Annotated in this window: 14 protein-coding genes and 1 tRNA gene; 5 read left to right on the plus strand and 10 right to left on the minus strand. The window is 70.3% G+C overall.

What is annotated here, in order from left to right:
• The first annotated feature begins 41 nt into the window (after positions 1-41).
• On the plus strand, positions 42-1,394 hold the full coding sequence (locus ACIQ7D_RS18170) for a hypothetical protein (RefSeq protein ID WP_403938624.1): 1,353 nt from the start codon (positions 42-44) through the stop codon (positions 1,392-1,394).
• 78 nt (positions 1,395-1,472) lie between these two features.
• Here the strand turns inward: ACIQ7D_RS18170 and ACIQ7D_RS18175 are convergent.
• A tRNA-Val gene (locus tag ACIQ7D_RS18175) sits at positions 1,473-1,547 on the minus strand.
• A 221-nt stretch (positions 1,548-1,768) separates the two neighbouring features.
• Between ACIQ7D_RS18175 and ACIQ7D_RS18180 the strand changes: the two genes are divergently transcribed.
• From ACIQ7D_RS18180 to ACIQ7D_RS18190, 3 genes are all read left to right on the plus strand, one after another.
• Entirely contained in the window at positions 1,769-3,208 is a 1,440-nt protein-coding gene (locus ACIQ7D_RS18180; protein WP_403938626.1) for a hypothetical protein, read from the plus strand.
• Between the two features lie 152 nt (positions 3,209-3,360).
• Positions 3,361-4,005: a DUF4383 domain-containing protein gene (locus tag ACIQ7D_RS18185; protein WP_403938628.1), complete on the plus strand. Its 645-nt coding sequence runs from the start codon at positions 3,361-3,363 to the stop codon at positions 4,003-4,005.
• Between the two features lie 10 nt (positions 4,006-4,015).
• Positions 4,016-4,240, plus strand: coding sequence for a zinc ribbon domain-containing protein (locus tag ACIQ7D_RS18190; protein WP_403938629.1), 225 nt, complete (start codon positions 4,016-4,018; stop codon positions 4,238-4,240).
• A 45-nt stretch (positions 4,241-4,285) separates the two neighbouring features.
• Here the strand turns inward: ACIQ7D_RS18190 and ACIQ7D_RS18195 are convergent, their stop codons facing one another.
• The 3 genes from ACIQ7D_RS18195 to ACIQ7D_RS18205 form a co-directional block, all read right to left on the minus strand.
• The gene (locus tag ACIQ7D_RS18195) at positions 4,286-5,125 is read right to left on the minus strand and encodes an HAD family hydrolase (protein WP_403938630.1); all 840 of its coding nucleotides are present in this window, start codon (positions 5,123-5,125) and stop codon (positions 4,286-4,288) included.
• Positions 5,122-7,629: a phosphoribosyltransferase gene (locus ACIQ7D_RS18200; protein ID WP_403938854.1), complete on the minus strand. Its 2,508-nt coding sequence runs from the start codon at positions 7,627-7,629 to the stop codon at positions 5,122-5,124. The genes ACIQ7D_RS18195 and ACIQ7D_RS18200 overlap by 4 nt, the downstream gene beginning before the upstream one ends.
• 74 nt (positions 7,630-7,703) lie before the next feature.
• Complete coding sequence (locus tag ACIQ7D_RS18205; protein ID WP_403938632.1) at positions 7,704-8,867, minus strand: HpcH/HpaI aldolase/citrate lyase family protein; 1,164 nt, start codon at positions 8,865-8,867, stop codon at positions 7,704-7,706.
• Between the two features lie 218 nt (positions 8,868-9,085).
• On the opposite strand from ACIQ7D_RS18205, the gene ACIQ7D_RS18210 reads away from it, so the two are divergent.
• Positions 9,086-9,982 carry a TerD family protein gene (locus tag ACIQ7D_RS18210; RefSeq protein ID WP_403938634.1) on the plus strand — a complete coding sequence of 299 codons (897 nt, stop codon included), beginning with the start codon at positions 9,086-9,088 and terminating at the stop codon, positions 9,980-9,982.
• A 151-nt stretch (positions 9,983-10,133) separates the two neighbouring features.
• Here ACIQ7D_RS18210 and ACIQ7D_RS18215 read toward each other — a convergent pair whose 3' ends face one another.
• The 6 genes from ACIQ7D_RS18215 to ACIQ7D_RS18240 all read right to left on the minus strand — a co-directional run bounded on the left by ACIQ7D_RS18215 (position 10,134) and on the right by ACIQ7D_RS18240 (position 14,977).
• Positions 10,134-10,871: a Tellurium resistance gene (locus ACIQ7D_RS18215; protein ID WP_403938636.1), complete on the minus strand. Its 738-nt coding sequence runs from the start codon at positions 10,869-10,871 to the stop codon at positions 10,134-10,136.
• Positions 10,872-11,072: 201 nt separating this feature from the next.
• A complete protein-coding gene (locus ACIQ7D_RS18220) occupies positions 11,073-12,212 on the minus strand; it encodes a DUF475 domain-containing protein (RefSeq protein WP_403938638.1) in 1,140 nt (379 codons plus the stop codon).
• 51 nt (positions 12,213-12,263) lie between these two features.
• Complete coding sequence (locus ACIQ7D_RS18225) at positions 12,264-12,839, minus strand: TerD family protein (protein WP_403938640.1); 576 nt, start codon at positions 12,837-12,839, stop codon at positions 12,264-12,266.
• 230 nt (positions 12,840-13,069) lie between these two features.
• Positions 13,070-13,645 (minus strand): TerD family protein, encoded by a 576-nt coding sequence (locus ACIQ7D_RS18230; protein ID WP_384997096.1) that lies wholly within the window; start codon positions 13,643-13,645, stop codon positions 13,070-13,072.
• Between the two features lie 178 nt (positions 13,646-13,823).
• The gene (locus tag ACIQ7D_RS18235) at positions 13,824-14,300 is read right to left on the minus strand and encodes a peroxiredoxin (protein ID WP_384997098.1); all 477 of its coding nucleotides are present in this window, start codon (positions 14,298-14,300) and stop codon (positions 13,824-13,826) included.
• Between the two features lie 239 nt (positions 14,301-14,539).
• Positions 14,540-14,977, minus strand: coding sequence for a DUF3052 domain-containing protein (locus ACIQ7D_RS18240; protein WP_403938642.1), 438 nt, complete (start codon positions 14,975-14,977; stop codon positions 14,540-14,542).
• Positions 14,978-15,003: the final 26 nt, after the last annotated feature.

The following is a 15,003-nucleotide window of genomic DNA, read 5'->3' on the forward strand; positions in this document are numbered from 1 at the left end:
CCATTCGCCGCCTCTACCGCAGTCTCACAGCGAGGTGCCCAATGGCGTATGCCGAAAAGGTGTACAAAGTCCGCAACGGCAAGCAGACCAAGCAGTTCACCTGGCGCTGCCGATACCTCAAGCCCGACGGAAGCTGGGGTAGCAAGCCCGGGTTCGACACGAAGAAGCTCGCCGAGTCATGGGGCGACGAACAAGAAGCCGCAATGCGGTCGGGATCTTGGGTGGACCCGGCGAAGATGAACACGCCGTTCGGCCAGTGGGTTGAGATCTGGAAGAAGGCGAACAGCCCGCGGCCCGGCACGGCGACGAAGCGGCGACATCTGCTGAAGCATCTGCTGCTGCCTGAGTGGGAGTTCACGCCGCTGGGTGATGTGAATAACGTGTTCGCGGTCAAGGCGTGGGCGACGCGCGCCGTCCAGAAGCACGACGCGGTGACGGTAGGGCACGCCCGTAGTCTCCTCAGCTCGATCCTCACCGGGGCGGAGGATGCCGGATACATCGTCGCGAACAAGCTGTACGGGCGGAAGATCGCCGTCCAAGGCGGCAAGGAGGCTGCCGCCGACAAGGAAGAGGTATGGGTGCAGCCGGACGGCGCCTACCGCCTGCACGAGCGGCTCGGCGGGGTTCACGGGCTGATGGTGGTGGCCGACTGCTACCTCGGCCTGAGATGGGGCGAGCTGACCGGGCTCCACAAGGACAACTGTCTGCTGAAGCGGGTCGACTCGATCGACGGAAAGCCCTTCGTGCGGCATGTCATCCGCATTGACCCCAAGGTGGGGTCTCTTCATGAGGACGAGTTCGAGCTGGACGCAGACGGCCTGATCGCGTGGCACGCCGCAGAGGATGCGCGGCTTGAGGAATGCCGGGCGAAGGGGTGGAAGGCGAACCGGAGGAAGGAGCCGGCGGCGGAGGTGCGCCTCTACCTGGGGAAGCCGAAGAACAAGTACTCGGCCCGGGAGGTGGATGTGCCGCCGTTCCTGGTGCGTCTCATTGAGGAGCACATTGATGGATGGCCGTCGGAGTACCCGTTCACGACGCCTGACGGGTCGTGGTGGCGGCGGGGGAACTTCGGCCGGGTGCTGCGGCCCGCGGCGGACGGCAGGGACGCGATTCCGAAGAAGCGGGGGTTCGTCGGCCGGAAGGGGTGGGATCCGATTGCCGAGGGGTTCACGATGCGGGGGGCTCGGCATACCCACGACACGTGGATGAAGGATGACCGGGTGGACCGGGCTTTGAGGTTCTTGACGATGGGGTGGGTGCCGAAGGATATTGAGGGGACCTACGAGCATGTGACGCCAGAGATGCGGAAGCATCGGTTGGATGCTCTGGAGGCGAGGTGGCTGCGCGGTCAGCAGGTCGCCAACGGGTCGAGAGTTGGATCTCCCCAGAGTTGATCTCCTAAAGATCTCCTAAATCTGCCCAGAAGAGCCCCGAACCGATCTTGGTTCGGGGCTCCGTTGCTGGTCAAGTACTGGTGGGCGCGGACGGTTTCGAACCGCCGACATCTGCTTTGTAAGAGCAGCGCTCTACCCCTGAGCTACGCACCCGTGGATGAGGGAACAGCGTACATGGCCCAGGGGACCAGGTCGCAAACCCAGGTCGCGCACCCGGGCCCCGGGCCCCGGGGCCCAGGTCCCCGGTCACGGGCCAGGTCCCGGGTCGCGGGCGGAAGGTCGTGGTGCGCGGTGCGAACTATCCGGCCCGTGTGTTCGTCATTACCAGGTGGGAGAATGTACGAGGGCAGGGCGACTCGGCACGGGAGAGTGATGTGACGGCGACACACGCGCGGCCGTACGCGGGAGCCGACGGACGTGCCCTCAGTGGCGCCGGTCGATCGGCGGAGGGTGGTACGGGGCGCCCGGGCCGCCGCGGTGCGTTCGTGGGGCTCAGGGACGCGCTGACGCTGGTCCTGCTGCCGTTGCCGCTGCTGGTGGGCGCCGTGCCCGGGGCCTTCGCGGGCGGCGGGACGCGGCGCTGGTTCGGGGGTCGTGGTGAGAGTCTGCGGGCCGACGCGCAGGCGGCGAAGGACGCGGCCGCGGCCTCCTTCTACGAGCTGGACACGGCCCAGCGCGATCTGCGGATCTCCATCGAGACGATCACCGCGGTGGACAGCTCGCCCGGCGCCCGCAAGGCCGTGGCCGACTTCGCGGCGCTCGGGCAGCGGATCGACGAGGTGAGCCACGGCTACATCACCGCCGTGGACGCCCACGACCTGGACAAGGACGATCTGGAGCCGTCCGCCGCCTCCCAGGCGCGCGGCGACCTCACCAGGGCCAAGCAGGAGCTGGACCGGGTCAAGGGCGACCTCGACCGGTTCGAGCAGGGGCTCGGGCCGCTGCTCGACAAGGCCGAGACACAGCTCGCGCGCCTCGCGCCCGCCGTGGAGCGGGCCCGGCAGGCGCTGCTGGCCGCGAGCAACGCGCTGGACGCGGTACGGGACGCCGGGCTGCGGGCCGACGACCTCGCGGCCCGCCTCGCCGCGCTCGCCCCCGAGCTGACCATGCTCAACCAGGGCGCGGGCCGGCACGGCGTCGCGGAGACCCTACAGCGCGCGGACCGGGTCAAGCGGGACGCCGAGTCCGTACGGTCCGAGGCCGAGCGGCTGCCCGAGCGGGCCCGGGAGATCGACCGGCGACTGGTGTCGCTGCGTACCCGCGCGCAGGCCCTCACCACCCGCGCCGGGACGGTGGACCCGGTGCTCAGCGAGTTGCGGCGGCGGTTCGCCGCGGCGTGCTGGCAGGACCTCCAGCAGGTCCCCGACCAGGCGGCGAGCAGCGTACGGCAGGCGGAGGAGAAGCTCGCGGAGGCGGCCAAGGCGCGCGAGGAGCAGCGGTGGGCGGACGCGACGTCGCTGCTCAGCACGGCGCGGGCACTGCTCAACGGTACGGACGAGGCGGTCTCCGCCGCCGGGGACCGGCTCCAGCGGCTGAACGCGGTGTCGAAGGACCCGCAGCGGGAGATCGACCGTACGCGGTTCGCGATCCGGGACGCGCAGCGCCTGGCCATGTCCGGCCGGACCACCCCGGAGCCCCGGCATGCCCGCCCGCTGGACGACTCGGTGGCGCGGCTGGACCGGGCGGTGTCCTCGCTGGAGGGCCGCCACCCGGACTACTGGCACTTCCTGACCGAGACCGAGGCGGTACGGCACCGGGTGGCGCGGGTGGTCTCGGAGATCCGCGAGGAGCGCGGCGCGGGGCAGGGCGGCTGACGGCGGCCACAGCGGCGGACCGGCGGCCACAGCGGGTTCCGCCGGGACCGTCGAGTTGTCGGGCCGCCTCCACGGGCGGAGCATGGTGAAACGTACGGATATGTATGGATACGTACATACCACCAGCGTGCCGCCCCCGAAGGAGGCCGCCCATGGCCAGCCCCGCGATCCGCCACTCCCCCGGCGCCGTACCGCGCAACCGAGAAGCCGGCCGTCGCTCCACCGGCCGGCGAGGAGGCGGCCGCACACGCGTCAGGCTCGACGCGCAGCTTCCGCTGGACCACCGGCTCAACCAGGTCTACCGCGTCGGCGCCGGGCTGATGGGGATGGCTCTGATCGCCTTCGGGATCCTCGGGCTGATGGACCGGATCGGGTTCTTCGGTACGGGCGGTCAGCGCGTGCTGGGACTCAACGCCAACGGCACGCTGAGCGTCCTGTCCATCTGCGTCGGGGTGTTGCTGCTGGCCGGCATGGTGATCGGCGGGAACACCGCGTCGACACTCAACATGGTCCTCGGTGTCCTCTTCATCCTCAGCGGTTTCATCAATCTGGCGCTGCTGGAAACCAGTTGGAACTTCCTCGCCTTCCACCTCCAGAACGTGCTCTTCAGCTTCGTCGTCGGGCTGCTGCTGATGTTCTTCGGGATGTACGGCAGAGTCAGCGGCGGCCTGCCGCACGACAACCCGTACTGGCGGGCCCGCCACCCGGAGGAGGCCGCCCGCGAGGAGCGGCTGAAGGCCATGGCCGCGAGCGGAGAGAGCGGCGAGAGCGCCCGCGGGCAGTTGGACGTCGGATAATCTGAGGCGTATGCCTCGCTACGAGTACCGCTGCCGCTCCTGTGGTGACACCTTCGAACTCAGCCGTCCGATGGCGGAGTCCGCGGCCCCCGCGGCCTGCCCCGAGGGGCACGACGACACCGTGAAGCTGCTCTCCACCGTCGCGGTCGGCGGTACGGCCAAGGGCGGCGCCCCGGCCCCCGCCGCCGGTGGCGGAGGGGGCGGCGGATGCTGCGGGGGCGGCTGCTGCGGCTGAGCCCGCCAGGGACGGCGGCGGGACCCGAGCGCCGGGACCCGAGCGTCAGGACCCCGCGACGGCCAGCAGACGGCGCAGGATCTCCTCGCCCGCCGCGACGCCCGTGTGCGCGAGTACGTCGACCCGCGGCGCGCGCCAGTTCCCCTCGGCCAGTTCGCCGTGGCCGGGGCGCCATGCCCGGTCGGCGGCCAGCAGCAGGTCCGCGTCGAGCAGTGAGTCCCCGGCGGCCAGGGTGAGCCCGGCGCCGGTCCTGCGGGCCACCTCCCGTACGGCCGCGCTCTTGGTGAGCGGGCGCGGTACGGCGTAGATCTTGCGGCCCTGGAGCGAGACCGTCCAGCCGCGCTCCCCCGCCCAGTCGGCCAGCTCCTTCACCCAGCCCTCCGGCAGCAGGGCACGGTCGACCACCAGATACGCGAAGAGGTCCTCGGCGACCCGCTCCTTGAGCAGCCACTCCGGGTCGGCGGTCGCGCTCAGATGCGCGCGGACCTCGTCGAGCGGCGCGCACTCGGCGGCCAGCCGTGCCGCGACCTCGTCCCGCCAGTCCGGGTCGGAGACGCCGTCGACCAGCAGATGGCCGCCGTTGGCGCAGATCGCGAACTCCGGCGCGGGGCCCGGCAGACGGATCCGGCCGTACTGCTCGCGGGTACGGGTGGTCGTCGGTACAAAGACGGTCGTACGGGCGAGCCGGTCCAGGAGAGCGGCGGCCGTCTCCGTCAGATAGGACAGCGGCCGGCTCTCGTACACCTCGACGCAGAGCAGCCGGGGCGCCTCGGCGTCCGGCATCGGTAGCTGGAGGGCGGCGGCCGAGTAGATGAGGGTGCGGTCCAGGTCGCTGGCGACCAGGGTCGGGGCCAGGGTCGGGGCCGCGGTGGGGGCCGTACTCACGCGGTCGCCACCGCCTTGCCGTCGGCGCCGGTCGCGCCCCGGGTGTACTGGGGGTGGATCAGCCCGACGCAGGTGTACGGAAGGCCGTCGACCTCCTCCACGGGCACCCCGCGCTGTTCGGCCAGCAGCCGCACATGGTCGAGGTCGGCGCCCGCGCCGCGCTGCGCGAGGATCTTCCAGGGGACGCGGCGCAGCAGGACGCGGGTGGTCTCGCCGACGCCGGGCTTGACCAGGTTCACGTCGTGGATGCCGTACTCCTCGCTGATCCGCTCGACGGCGGCCCATCCCTCCCAGGTGGGGGCGCGGTCCGCCGCGAGGAGTTCCTTGGCCTCGGCGGCCACCGCGTCCGCGACCTCGTCGAAGCGGGCCGCGACGGTGTCGAGGAAGTGCTGCGAGACATCCGCCCCGGCCAGCTCCCGGTAGTGCTTCGCGCCGTGGAAGTCGTCCGGGCCGACCAGGTCGGCGCGCAGGACCGTACGGGAGATCAGCCCGGAGACCGTGGAGTTGAGGCAGGCGGAGGGGACGAGGAAGTCCTCGCGGGTGCCGTACGTCCGGACGCAGCCGCCCGGGTCGGCGAGGACCGCGATCTCCGGGTCGAAGCCGTCGAACCCGGCCAGCGCCTCGGCCAGTTCGCGGGTGATGGCGCCCTTGCCGGTCCAGCCGTCGACGAAGACCACGTCGGCCGGGTCGTGGTGGGCGGCGAGCCAGCGCAGGGCGTTGGAGTCGATGCCCCGGCCGCGCACGATGGAGACGGCGTAGTGCGGCAGGTCGAGGCCGTGGCGGTGCTGGGCCCAGCGGCGCATCAGGACACCGACGGGCGTGCCGGCGCGGGCCAGCGAGACCAGTACGGGGCGCGGCGAGCGTTCGGCGAGGACCGTCTCCGTGACCGTGCCGACGGCGCGGGCGACCCGGGCCGCCGAGGTCTCCAGGGCGGCGGCGAACAGCTCCTGGTAGCGCGCGCTCGGCTGGTACTCGACGGGCAGGGACTCGGCGTAGTGCGCGCCCCCGCTCTGGATGGCCTCCTCGCGCTCCTCGGTCGGGGCTTCCAGCTCGACGTCGGAGAGGTCCTGGAGGAGCCAGCCCACGTCCTCGGGTGCGTACGAGGAGAAGGCGGGGCCCCGGAGGGGTTCGGGCAGCATGCGGGGGTCCTGCCGTTCTGGGAGGTGCGTCGCCGGGCTCTGCGTCTGTGAGCCGTACGTCTGTGAGCCGTACGGGGGGATGTACGAGGGGACGACCGCCAGGAGCACACGGGGCGTGTGCTCGGCGAGGCGGGCGAGCAGGCCGTCGGGGGCGTGCAGCGCGGGGGTGTCGGCGACGGAGTCGACCACGGCGACGACGGCGTCGAAGCCGCCGCCCGCGACGTTGTACGCGTACCGGTCGCCGCCGTTCTCCGCGCCGCCGGGAAGGGCCTCGGTGTCGTGGGCGGGGAAGACCAGACGGCTGCGTATCGCGTAACCGGGGTCGTCCACGGCCAGCACGGGTGAGCGGGTCGTGGTGGAGTACCGCACCTGGGCCGCCGCGCCCTCGTCCCCGTAACGACGCTCCAGCTCCCCGGCCAGCCGCAGCGGCGCGTACATCAGCTCCTCGAAGCCGAGGACGAGCACGCGCCGGGCATCGCCCAGTGCGGCGGCGAGGGCGCGGGCCATCGCGGGCAGCGCCGTCTCCAGCTCCGCCCGGTGGGCCGGGGTGAAGCCGTGCCGGCCGCCGTCCGGGACCCCGGCGGGCCACTCCAGGGCGACCCGGGACACCGGGGCGGGCGCCCCGGACTCCGAGCGCGGCCCGGGCACCGGCGAAGCCACCGGCACCGGCGCCTCGTGCCGTGCCACCAGCTCCTGGCCCTTCGCCAGGACGCCGTCCGGGAGCCGGACCGTACCGGAGGCCATCGTGACCAGGTCGACGCGTGCCCCGAGCTCCCGGGCGAACTCGGCGAGCCGCCCCTGGTCGGCGGGCGACCGCATGTCGACCAGGGCGACGATCACGTACCAGCGCCGGGGGTAGCGGTCGTGCAGGGCCCGGATGGTGTTGCGGACGGTGTTGCCGGTGGAGAACTCGTCGTCGACCAGGACCAGCGGCCCGTCCGAGGCCAGCAGCCCGGGGTCCTCCGGCAGCAGCAGATGGGAGGTGGCGTGCGAGTGGGACTCCTCGAAGCCGCCCGCGCGCGCCACGCCCGCGACGGCACGGCGTGTGGAGTGCAGGTAGGGGGCGTGGCGTACGCCGTCGGCGACCGCGTGGCCGAGCCCGGTCGCGGTCTCCGCGTAACCGAGCACCACCGCCCGCGCGACCTCGGGGCCCAGCAGCTCCCGTACCCGTTCGCCCAGCTCGACGCCCGTTCCGTGGACGACGGCGGGGCTCTGCGGCACGTGCTTGCCCAGCACGTTCGAGACGAGGAGGTGGGCGCGCTTGGGGTTGCGGCGCAGGGCGAGCCCGAGCAGGTCCCGCAGCCCGTCGTCGCCGGCCAGTTCGATGCCCAGCCGCTCGGCGACCCATGTGCCCGACCAGACCATGCCGGTGTTCTCCTCCGTGTCGGTGATCCTCGTGGTGGCGGTGCGCCGTGGTCCGTGCGTCCCCTCGCTCCCGCTCACTGCGCGAGTCCGGCCGTCAGCAGCTCCACGAAGCCGACGTCCTCGCGGGCGACGCCGAAGACCTCGGCGCGCAGGAGGGTGCGCTCGGCCCAGGCGCGGTGGGGCTTCACCTCGTTCATCTTGTTCGTGTACGCGGAGCGCAGCACCCCGCCGCCGTCCCGTTCGGGACGCAGGATGTCCTGGGCGTCGCTGAACTCCTCGTGGCTGACGACCGAGAGCGCGTGCACGGGCGGGACGTGCGAGGGGTGGATGCACGTCTTGCCCATGAGCCCGTTGGCCCGGTCGAGTTCGATCTCGCGCAGCAGGCCGTCGAGGTCGTGCTCGATCAGGGCCGTGCGCAGCTCCTCGGCGCGCCCTTCGAGGAAGGGGCTGCGGCGGAGCTGGGGTTTGAACATGCGCTCCTGGAGCCGGAAGTACTCCCAGACGGGGCCGGTGATGGTGAAGCCGGTGCCGTCGGCGCGGCCCAGGACGTTGACGACGTCCGCGATGACCCCGGCGACGATCCGTACGTCGTACGCCGTCATGTCGGGCGACCGCCGCAGTCCGTACGCCGAGCAGAAGTCGGTGACGCCCAGGCGCAGGGCCAGCACCCGCTCGCGGTACTTGTCGACGGCGCGGGCGATGCCGGTCAGCGTCTCCGTCCTGGTCTCCAGGTGGAGCAGTTCGGGCGATTCGAGGACGGGCATGGCGTAGAGCGTGCGCCCGCAGGCGGCCTCCGCCTCGGCCAGGGCCTCCAGGAAGGCGGTGCCGCGCTCCTCGGTGAACTTGGGGAGTACGAATCCGGACAGCAGCCGGACCGAGGCGCCCAGACGCCGGACGAGGTCGGGGATCTGGTCCGGTTCGCGGACGCGGACGAAGAGCAGCGGTGTCTCGGCCCCGCACGCGTCGAGTTCGGCGAACTGGCGCACCAGATTGGCCTCGGCGTCCTCGACCTCGGCGTCGTGGATGGAGTCCTCCAGGCAGAGCACCATGGAGACGACCCCGCGTCCGGCCTGCTTCCGTACGTCGTCCGCCAGCCGGGGCCGGGTGGCCGGGCTGTAGAGGGTGGCCCCGAGGGCGGCCGAGAGCAGCCTGGCGGGGGACCCGGCGGTGAACTCGCACGGCTCCTGGTGGAACAGGCCCTTGCGGGCAGCGGGCGGGATATGCCCGAAATGACGCATGTAAATCCCCCGTACCGCCAAAATGGACCGTTGGTCATGTGGCCGGTAATAGTACGTATGGACGGGTGTCAAGAGTTCCCCGGGCGCATGAAATCCTGGTAACTCGTCTGCTTCACGGTGGCTCCACCGGCGTACCGGTCGTACGGCCGGCAGGACGGAACGTGGCGGAGGGGCCGCCACGTTGTCCCCGTGGGCGGTGGGAAGGCAGGATGGCCGGTATGACGCACGCGATGCTCAAGGGCTCGAACGTCCCCCTCGACGCCATGGCCGTACGAGCCGTGCTGCGCTGGACGCCCGGTGCCGGGGTCCCGGATGTGGACGCCTCGGCGCTGCTGCTCGGCTCCGGCGGCCGGGTCAGGTCCGACGAGGACTTCGTCTTCTACAACCAGCCGAGGCATCCGTCCGGGGTGGTGCGCCGGCTGCCCAAGAAGCAGGTCGGCGAGTGGCTGACCGATTCGGTCGAGGCGGATCTCACCGCCCTCGACCCCTCGGTCGAACAGGTCGTGCTGGCCGCCTCCTCGGACGGCGCCGGCTTCCAGCATGTGAGCGATCTGCGGATCATGCTGTACGACGCGGGCGCGGCCGACGGCGAGCCGCTGGCCGTCTTCGACGTGCAGCCGGAGACCGGCGAGGAGACCGCGATCATCTGCGGCGAGCTGTACCGGCGCGGCGACGCCTGGAAGTTCCGTGCCGTGGGACAGGGGTATCCGACCGGGCTGATCGGACTCGCCACCGCGTTCGGCATCTCGGTCGACGACACGGAGAGCACGAACGGCGACGACTCCGACGGTGGGGCGGACGGGTCGGACGGGCCCGAGGAGGGCGCCTTCACGGTCGACCCCGGCGCCGACACCGTGTTCCACCCCGGTCCTGACGCCACGGCGGCCACCCGGCCCGCGGCCCAGCTCCCGCCGCCCCCGGTCCTGCCTCCCGCGTACGGCTATCCGCAGCCCGACCTGCCCTCGGCCCAGCCGCCCTACGGCTATCCGCAGCCCGTCTCGGCGCCGCATCCGCAGCCCGCGTACGGCTATCCGCAGCCGGCCGCCGCCGCGGCGCCCGCCCCCGACCCGCACTTCCGGCTGCCTCCGATGGGCCCGCAGTTCGCCCGGCAGTAGCCCGCCCGGCCGCGGCCCACCGCCCGGCGGACGGCCCACCGGCCGTCCGCCCGCCGGCGCTCCGCGCGGTCCGGGGCGCCCGCGCCGGTCCTCCCGGCTCAAGCGCCGGTCCTCCCGGCTCAAGCGCCGGTCCTGCCGGCTCAAGGCCGCCTCAGGTCTTCGCCTTGTAGCCGCGCCCCCACTGGAGGCCCCAGCCGTACAGCCGGTCCAGCTCGGCCTGGAAGCCGTACACGTACTTCACCTCGCGCCGGACGACCAGATCGCCCTTGACGTTCTGGAGCGAGAAGACCGCGCAGGACCTGGCCTGCGGCTCGTCGTCGTCGAGGTCGATCTGGATCTGCGGGCCGTTGCTCGGGTAGAGCGTCACATGCGCGTGCGTACGGTTGAACGCGGGCGTCTGGTCGTAGATGTAGACGAAGAACAGCAGGCGCTTGATCTCGTCCCGGTTGTCGAGATTGACATAGACGGTCTCCCCCGAACCCGCCCCGAACCGGTCATCGCCGCTGAGCTTGACGTACGGCGGGTCGTTGAGGTCCCCCAGGAAGTTGCCCAGGGGCTGGACGACGCCCTTGCTGCCGTCCTTCAGCTCGTACATGCAGCCGAGGTCCAGGTCGACGTTGACCACACCCTGTGTATGGGCCTGGACGACCTCGGGCTTGAAGAGCTTGAGCGGGTTGCCCAGGAGCTTGCCGCTCTGGCGCGAGCGCCCCCCGATGTCGGAGGTACGCATCTGCCAGGAGAGGTTCACCCGGAGATTTCCGGTCGCCGCACCCTGTTTGGAGAGCGAGATCGTCGGGCGCCGCTTGGTCAGTTCGATGGAGTTGGACGCACTGCCCGAATCGAATTGCGATGCCCTTTGCCCTTGCCACAGGTTGTCCCAGAAGGCCATGCCCCCACCCCACTCCAGTCATCCACTCGTCGTCTGCTCGCCGGCAAACCGCTTGCCAACAAACCGTCATTTCGGCACGGAAGAACGGGGCGGCCGGTAGGCTCCCGCCTCTTGGCCGCCCCGTTCAACAGGGTTCCCTGGATCCGCTCCTTGTCACACCCCTGAGCACCGGCTCACGGGAGGGCTCACCGGAGCATGCGCTCAGACGTGGAGCGCCGCCTTGTCCCCGTCGGCGTCCTTGGCGCCGCCTTCCGCTTCGAGCGCCTTGTTACGGCGCACGGAGGACCAGAAGGAGGCCGCGATGAGAACGACCCCGACCAGACCCGTGATGATCTCGTTGATGGAGTGCTCGATGGTGATGAGCAGGATCGCGGCCAGCGCACCGATCGCGTAGTGCGCGCCGTGCTCCAGATAGACATAGTCGTCCAGGGTGCCCTGGCGGACCAGGTACACCGTCAGCGAACGGACGTACATCGCGCCGATGCCGAGACCCAGCGCCATCCAGAAGATGTGGTTCGTGATGGCGAAGGCACCGATCACACCGTCGAAGGAGAAGGACGCGTCCAGGACCTCCAGGTACAGGAAGAGGAAGAACGCCGCCTTGCCGGCCAGGCCGATCGCGGAGACCTCCTTGCCCTCGGCCTTGGCCTTCTCCTCTTCCTCGTGCTCGCGCTCCTCCTCCTCTTCGAGTTTGTCCTCGAAGTAGCCGGAGAGGCCGCCGACGATGAGATAGGTGATCAGACCGGCGATCCCGGCCAGCAGTACGGTGGCCGACTTGTCCGCGTATCCGGTGCTGGTGTGCGCGTTGGTCGCGAAGGTCATGGCCGCGACCAGCAGGACGATCAGCGCGACGCAGACCGACAGCATGTCGACCTTGCCGAGCTTGGACAGCGGGCGCTCCAGCCAGGCGAGCCACTTGATGTCCCGGTCCTCGAAGATGAAGTCCAGGAAGATCATCAGCAGGAACATGCCACCGAAGGCGGCGATCGCCGGGTGGGCGTCGGTGACCAGGTCCTCGTAACGACCGGGGTTGTCCATCGCGAGCTGGACGGCCTCGATCGGCCCGACCTTGGCGCTGATGGCGACGATGACGACGGGGAAGACCAGTCGCATACCGAAGACGGCGATGAGGATGCCGACGGTGAGGAAGATCTTCTGCCAGAAGGCATTCATCTTCTTCAGGATCCCGGCGTTGACGACCGCGTTGTCGAAGGACAGCGAGATCTCAAGGATCGACAGGATCAGTACGATCCCGAACGCCTCCCACCCCCACTGCCAGGCCGCGAAGGCCAGGCCGACCGCCGTGATGGCGAACGACCAGCCGAAGGTTTTCAGGATCACTGGCTACCCCATCTGGTGATTAACGGGTTTTCCCCCGCGCAGCGTACTGCTTTACGAAACGTTGACCCCGAAGTCTAGAGCGATGCCTCGCAGGCCCGACGCGTACCCCTGGCCCACGGCCCGGAACTTCCATTCACCGCCGTACCGGTACAGCTCGCCGAAGATCATCGCCGTTTCCGTGGAGGCGTCCTCGCTGAGGTCGTACCGGGCGAGTTCCTGGCCGTCGGCCTGGTTGACGACCCGGATGAACGCGTTGGCGACCTGGCCGAATGTCTGGCCGCGATTGTCGGCGTCATGGATCGAGACCGGGAAAACGATCTTGTCGCAGTGGGCGGGGACCTGGGAGAGATCGACGATCAGCGATTCGTCGTCGCCCTCGCCCTCACCCGTCAGATTGTCCCCGGTGTGCTGGACGGAGCCCTCGGGGCTCGTCAGGTTGTTGTAGAAGATGAAGAACTGGTCGCCGAGTACGCGCCCTGACTGGCAGAGCAGCGCGCTGGCGTCGAGGTCGAAGTCCGCTCCGGTGGTGGAGCGGGCGTCCCAGCCGAGCCCGACCAACACCTGGGTGAGGTTGGGTGCGGCTTTGGAGAGGGAGACATTGCCTCCCTTGGCGAGTGTGACGCCCATGATGGTGAGTCCTCCCCGAGGTGATGTTCGTTCGGTGCCGACAGGCGGGACGCGCCTGAGGTCCTGCCCGTTCCGTACCCGGTCATGCCGTTCGTGCCCGTACCGAGATCATGCCGTCCCCGGCCGTATCGGCGCACCTACTCTCCGGGACCGGTACGAACCCGGTACGCGTCCGGCGCCGCACAGGAGGTGCGGCGCCGGAGACGGGGATACGGACGGAGCGGTCGGACTCAGACGTTGACGCCGAAGTCCTGGGCGATGCCGCGCAGGCCCGAGGCGTACCCCTGGCCGATGGCGCGGAACTTCCACTCCGCGCCGTTGCGGTACAGCTCGCCGAAGACCATCGCGGTCTCCGTCGAGGCGTCCTCGCTCAGGTCGTACCGCGCCAGCTCGTTGTTGTCGGCCTGGTTGACCACGCGGATGAACGCGTTGCGCACCTGGCCGAAGGACTGCTGGCGGCTCTCCGCCTCGTAGATCGAGACCGGGAAGACGATCTTCTCGACGTCGGCGGGGACCGTGGCCAGGTTGACCTTGATCGCCTCGTCGTCGCCCTCGCCCTCACCGGTGAGGTTGTCACCGGTGTGCTCGACGGAGCCGTCGGGGCTCTTGAGGTTGTTGAAGAAGATGAAGTTCCCGTCGACGGTGACCTTGCCCTCGGCGTTCGTCAGCAGGGCGCTGGCGTCGAGGTCGAAGTCACTGCCGGTGGTGGTGCGTACGTCCCAGCCCAGACCCACGGTGACCGCGGTCAGGTTGGGCGCGGCCTTGGTCAGCGAGACGTTTCCGCCCTTGCTGAGGCTGACTCCCACGAGTCCTCCCTATGGTGTGAAGCGTTGGCATCCGATCAACGACTGGATCCTAGTGACCGGTTCCCGGCCACGGCGCGTTTTCGGTGGTCGGTTACGGGATGTCGCGCCCGTACGGGATGTCGCGCCCGCCCGGGATGTGCGGCGCGGACGCGCTGCCGTGCCGGTCAGGCCGTGCCGGTCAGAGGGACGCGAGGGCCTTGACGTACTCGTCGAGGTCCCGGGCGTCGGGCAGGGCGTTGACGACGCTCCAGCGCACGACGCCCTCCTTGTCGATGATGAAGGTGCCGCGGACGGCGCACCCCTTCTCCTCGTCGAAGACCCCGTACGCGCGCGAGACCTCGCCGTGCGGCCAGAAGTCCGACAGCAGCGGGTACTCCAGGCCCTCCTGCTCGGCGAAGACCCGCAGGGTGTGGGGGGAGTCGTTCGAGACGGCGAGCAACTGGGTGTCGTCGTTGACGAACGAGGGCAGCTCGTCGCGCAGGGCGCACAGCTCGCCCGTGCACACACCGGTGAAGGCGAAGGGGTAGAAGAGCAGCACCACGTTCTTGGCGCCGCCGGCCGCGTCGGCCCCGCGGAAGTCGGACAGCCGCACGGTCCGCCCGTGGTTGTCCTTCAGTTCGAAGTCCGGGGCAGGGGTGCCGACCTCGATCGCCATGGATGCACGTCCTTTCGAAGGGCTCGGCGGAGCGGCCCTGATGCCAGGGGCGGCATCCGGCCCACACGCCTGTGTGGACCCGAGCCTACGCAACCCCTCCCGCCGACGGGATCCGGACCCGGGCGTACGCAAAGGGCCCCCGCCGAGGAGATCGGCGGGGGCTCACTGGTCACGTCGCTGGTGCCGGTGGCGGCACCAGGGGCTGCCGCTTCATCGCGCGCCCGAGGCGGCGCAGGGGGTCAGCGCTTGCTCTTCGCCGCCTTGGGCGTGACGAGCCGGCTGCCGGTCCAGTCCTTGCCCGCGTTGATGCTCTTGGTCTGGGACAGGCCCGCGGTCTGGGACGCCTCGTTGATGTCGCTCGGTTCGACGTAGCCGTCACGGCCGGTCTTGGGCGTCAGCAGCCAGATCACTCCGCCGTCCTCGATCAAACCGATGGCGTCCACCAGCGCGTCCGTAAGGTCGCCGTCCTCGTCACGGAACCACAGGACGACGGCGTCGGCCACGTCCTCGTAGTCCTCGTCGACAAGGTCCGTGCCGGTGATGGCCTCGATGGACTCGCGGAGATCCTGGTCGACGTCGTCGTCGTAACCGATCTCCTGGACCACCTGTCCGGGTTCGAACCCAAGCCTCACGGCAAGGTTGGTCCGTTCCTCCGCGTGGTCCGCGGTCGCGCTCACGGATTGCCTCCTGATCATGTTTCGTT

Source organism: Streptomyces sp. NPDC096310, from assembly GCF_044763125.1.
Taxonomy (GTDB): Bacteria; Actinomycetota; Actinomycetes; order Streptomycetales; family Streptomycetaceae; genus Streptomyces.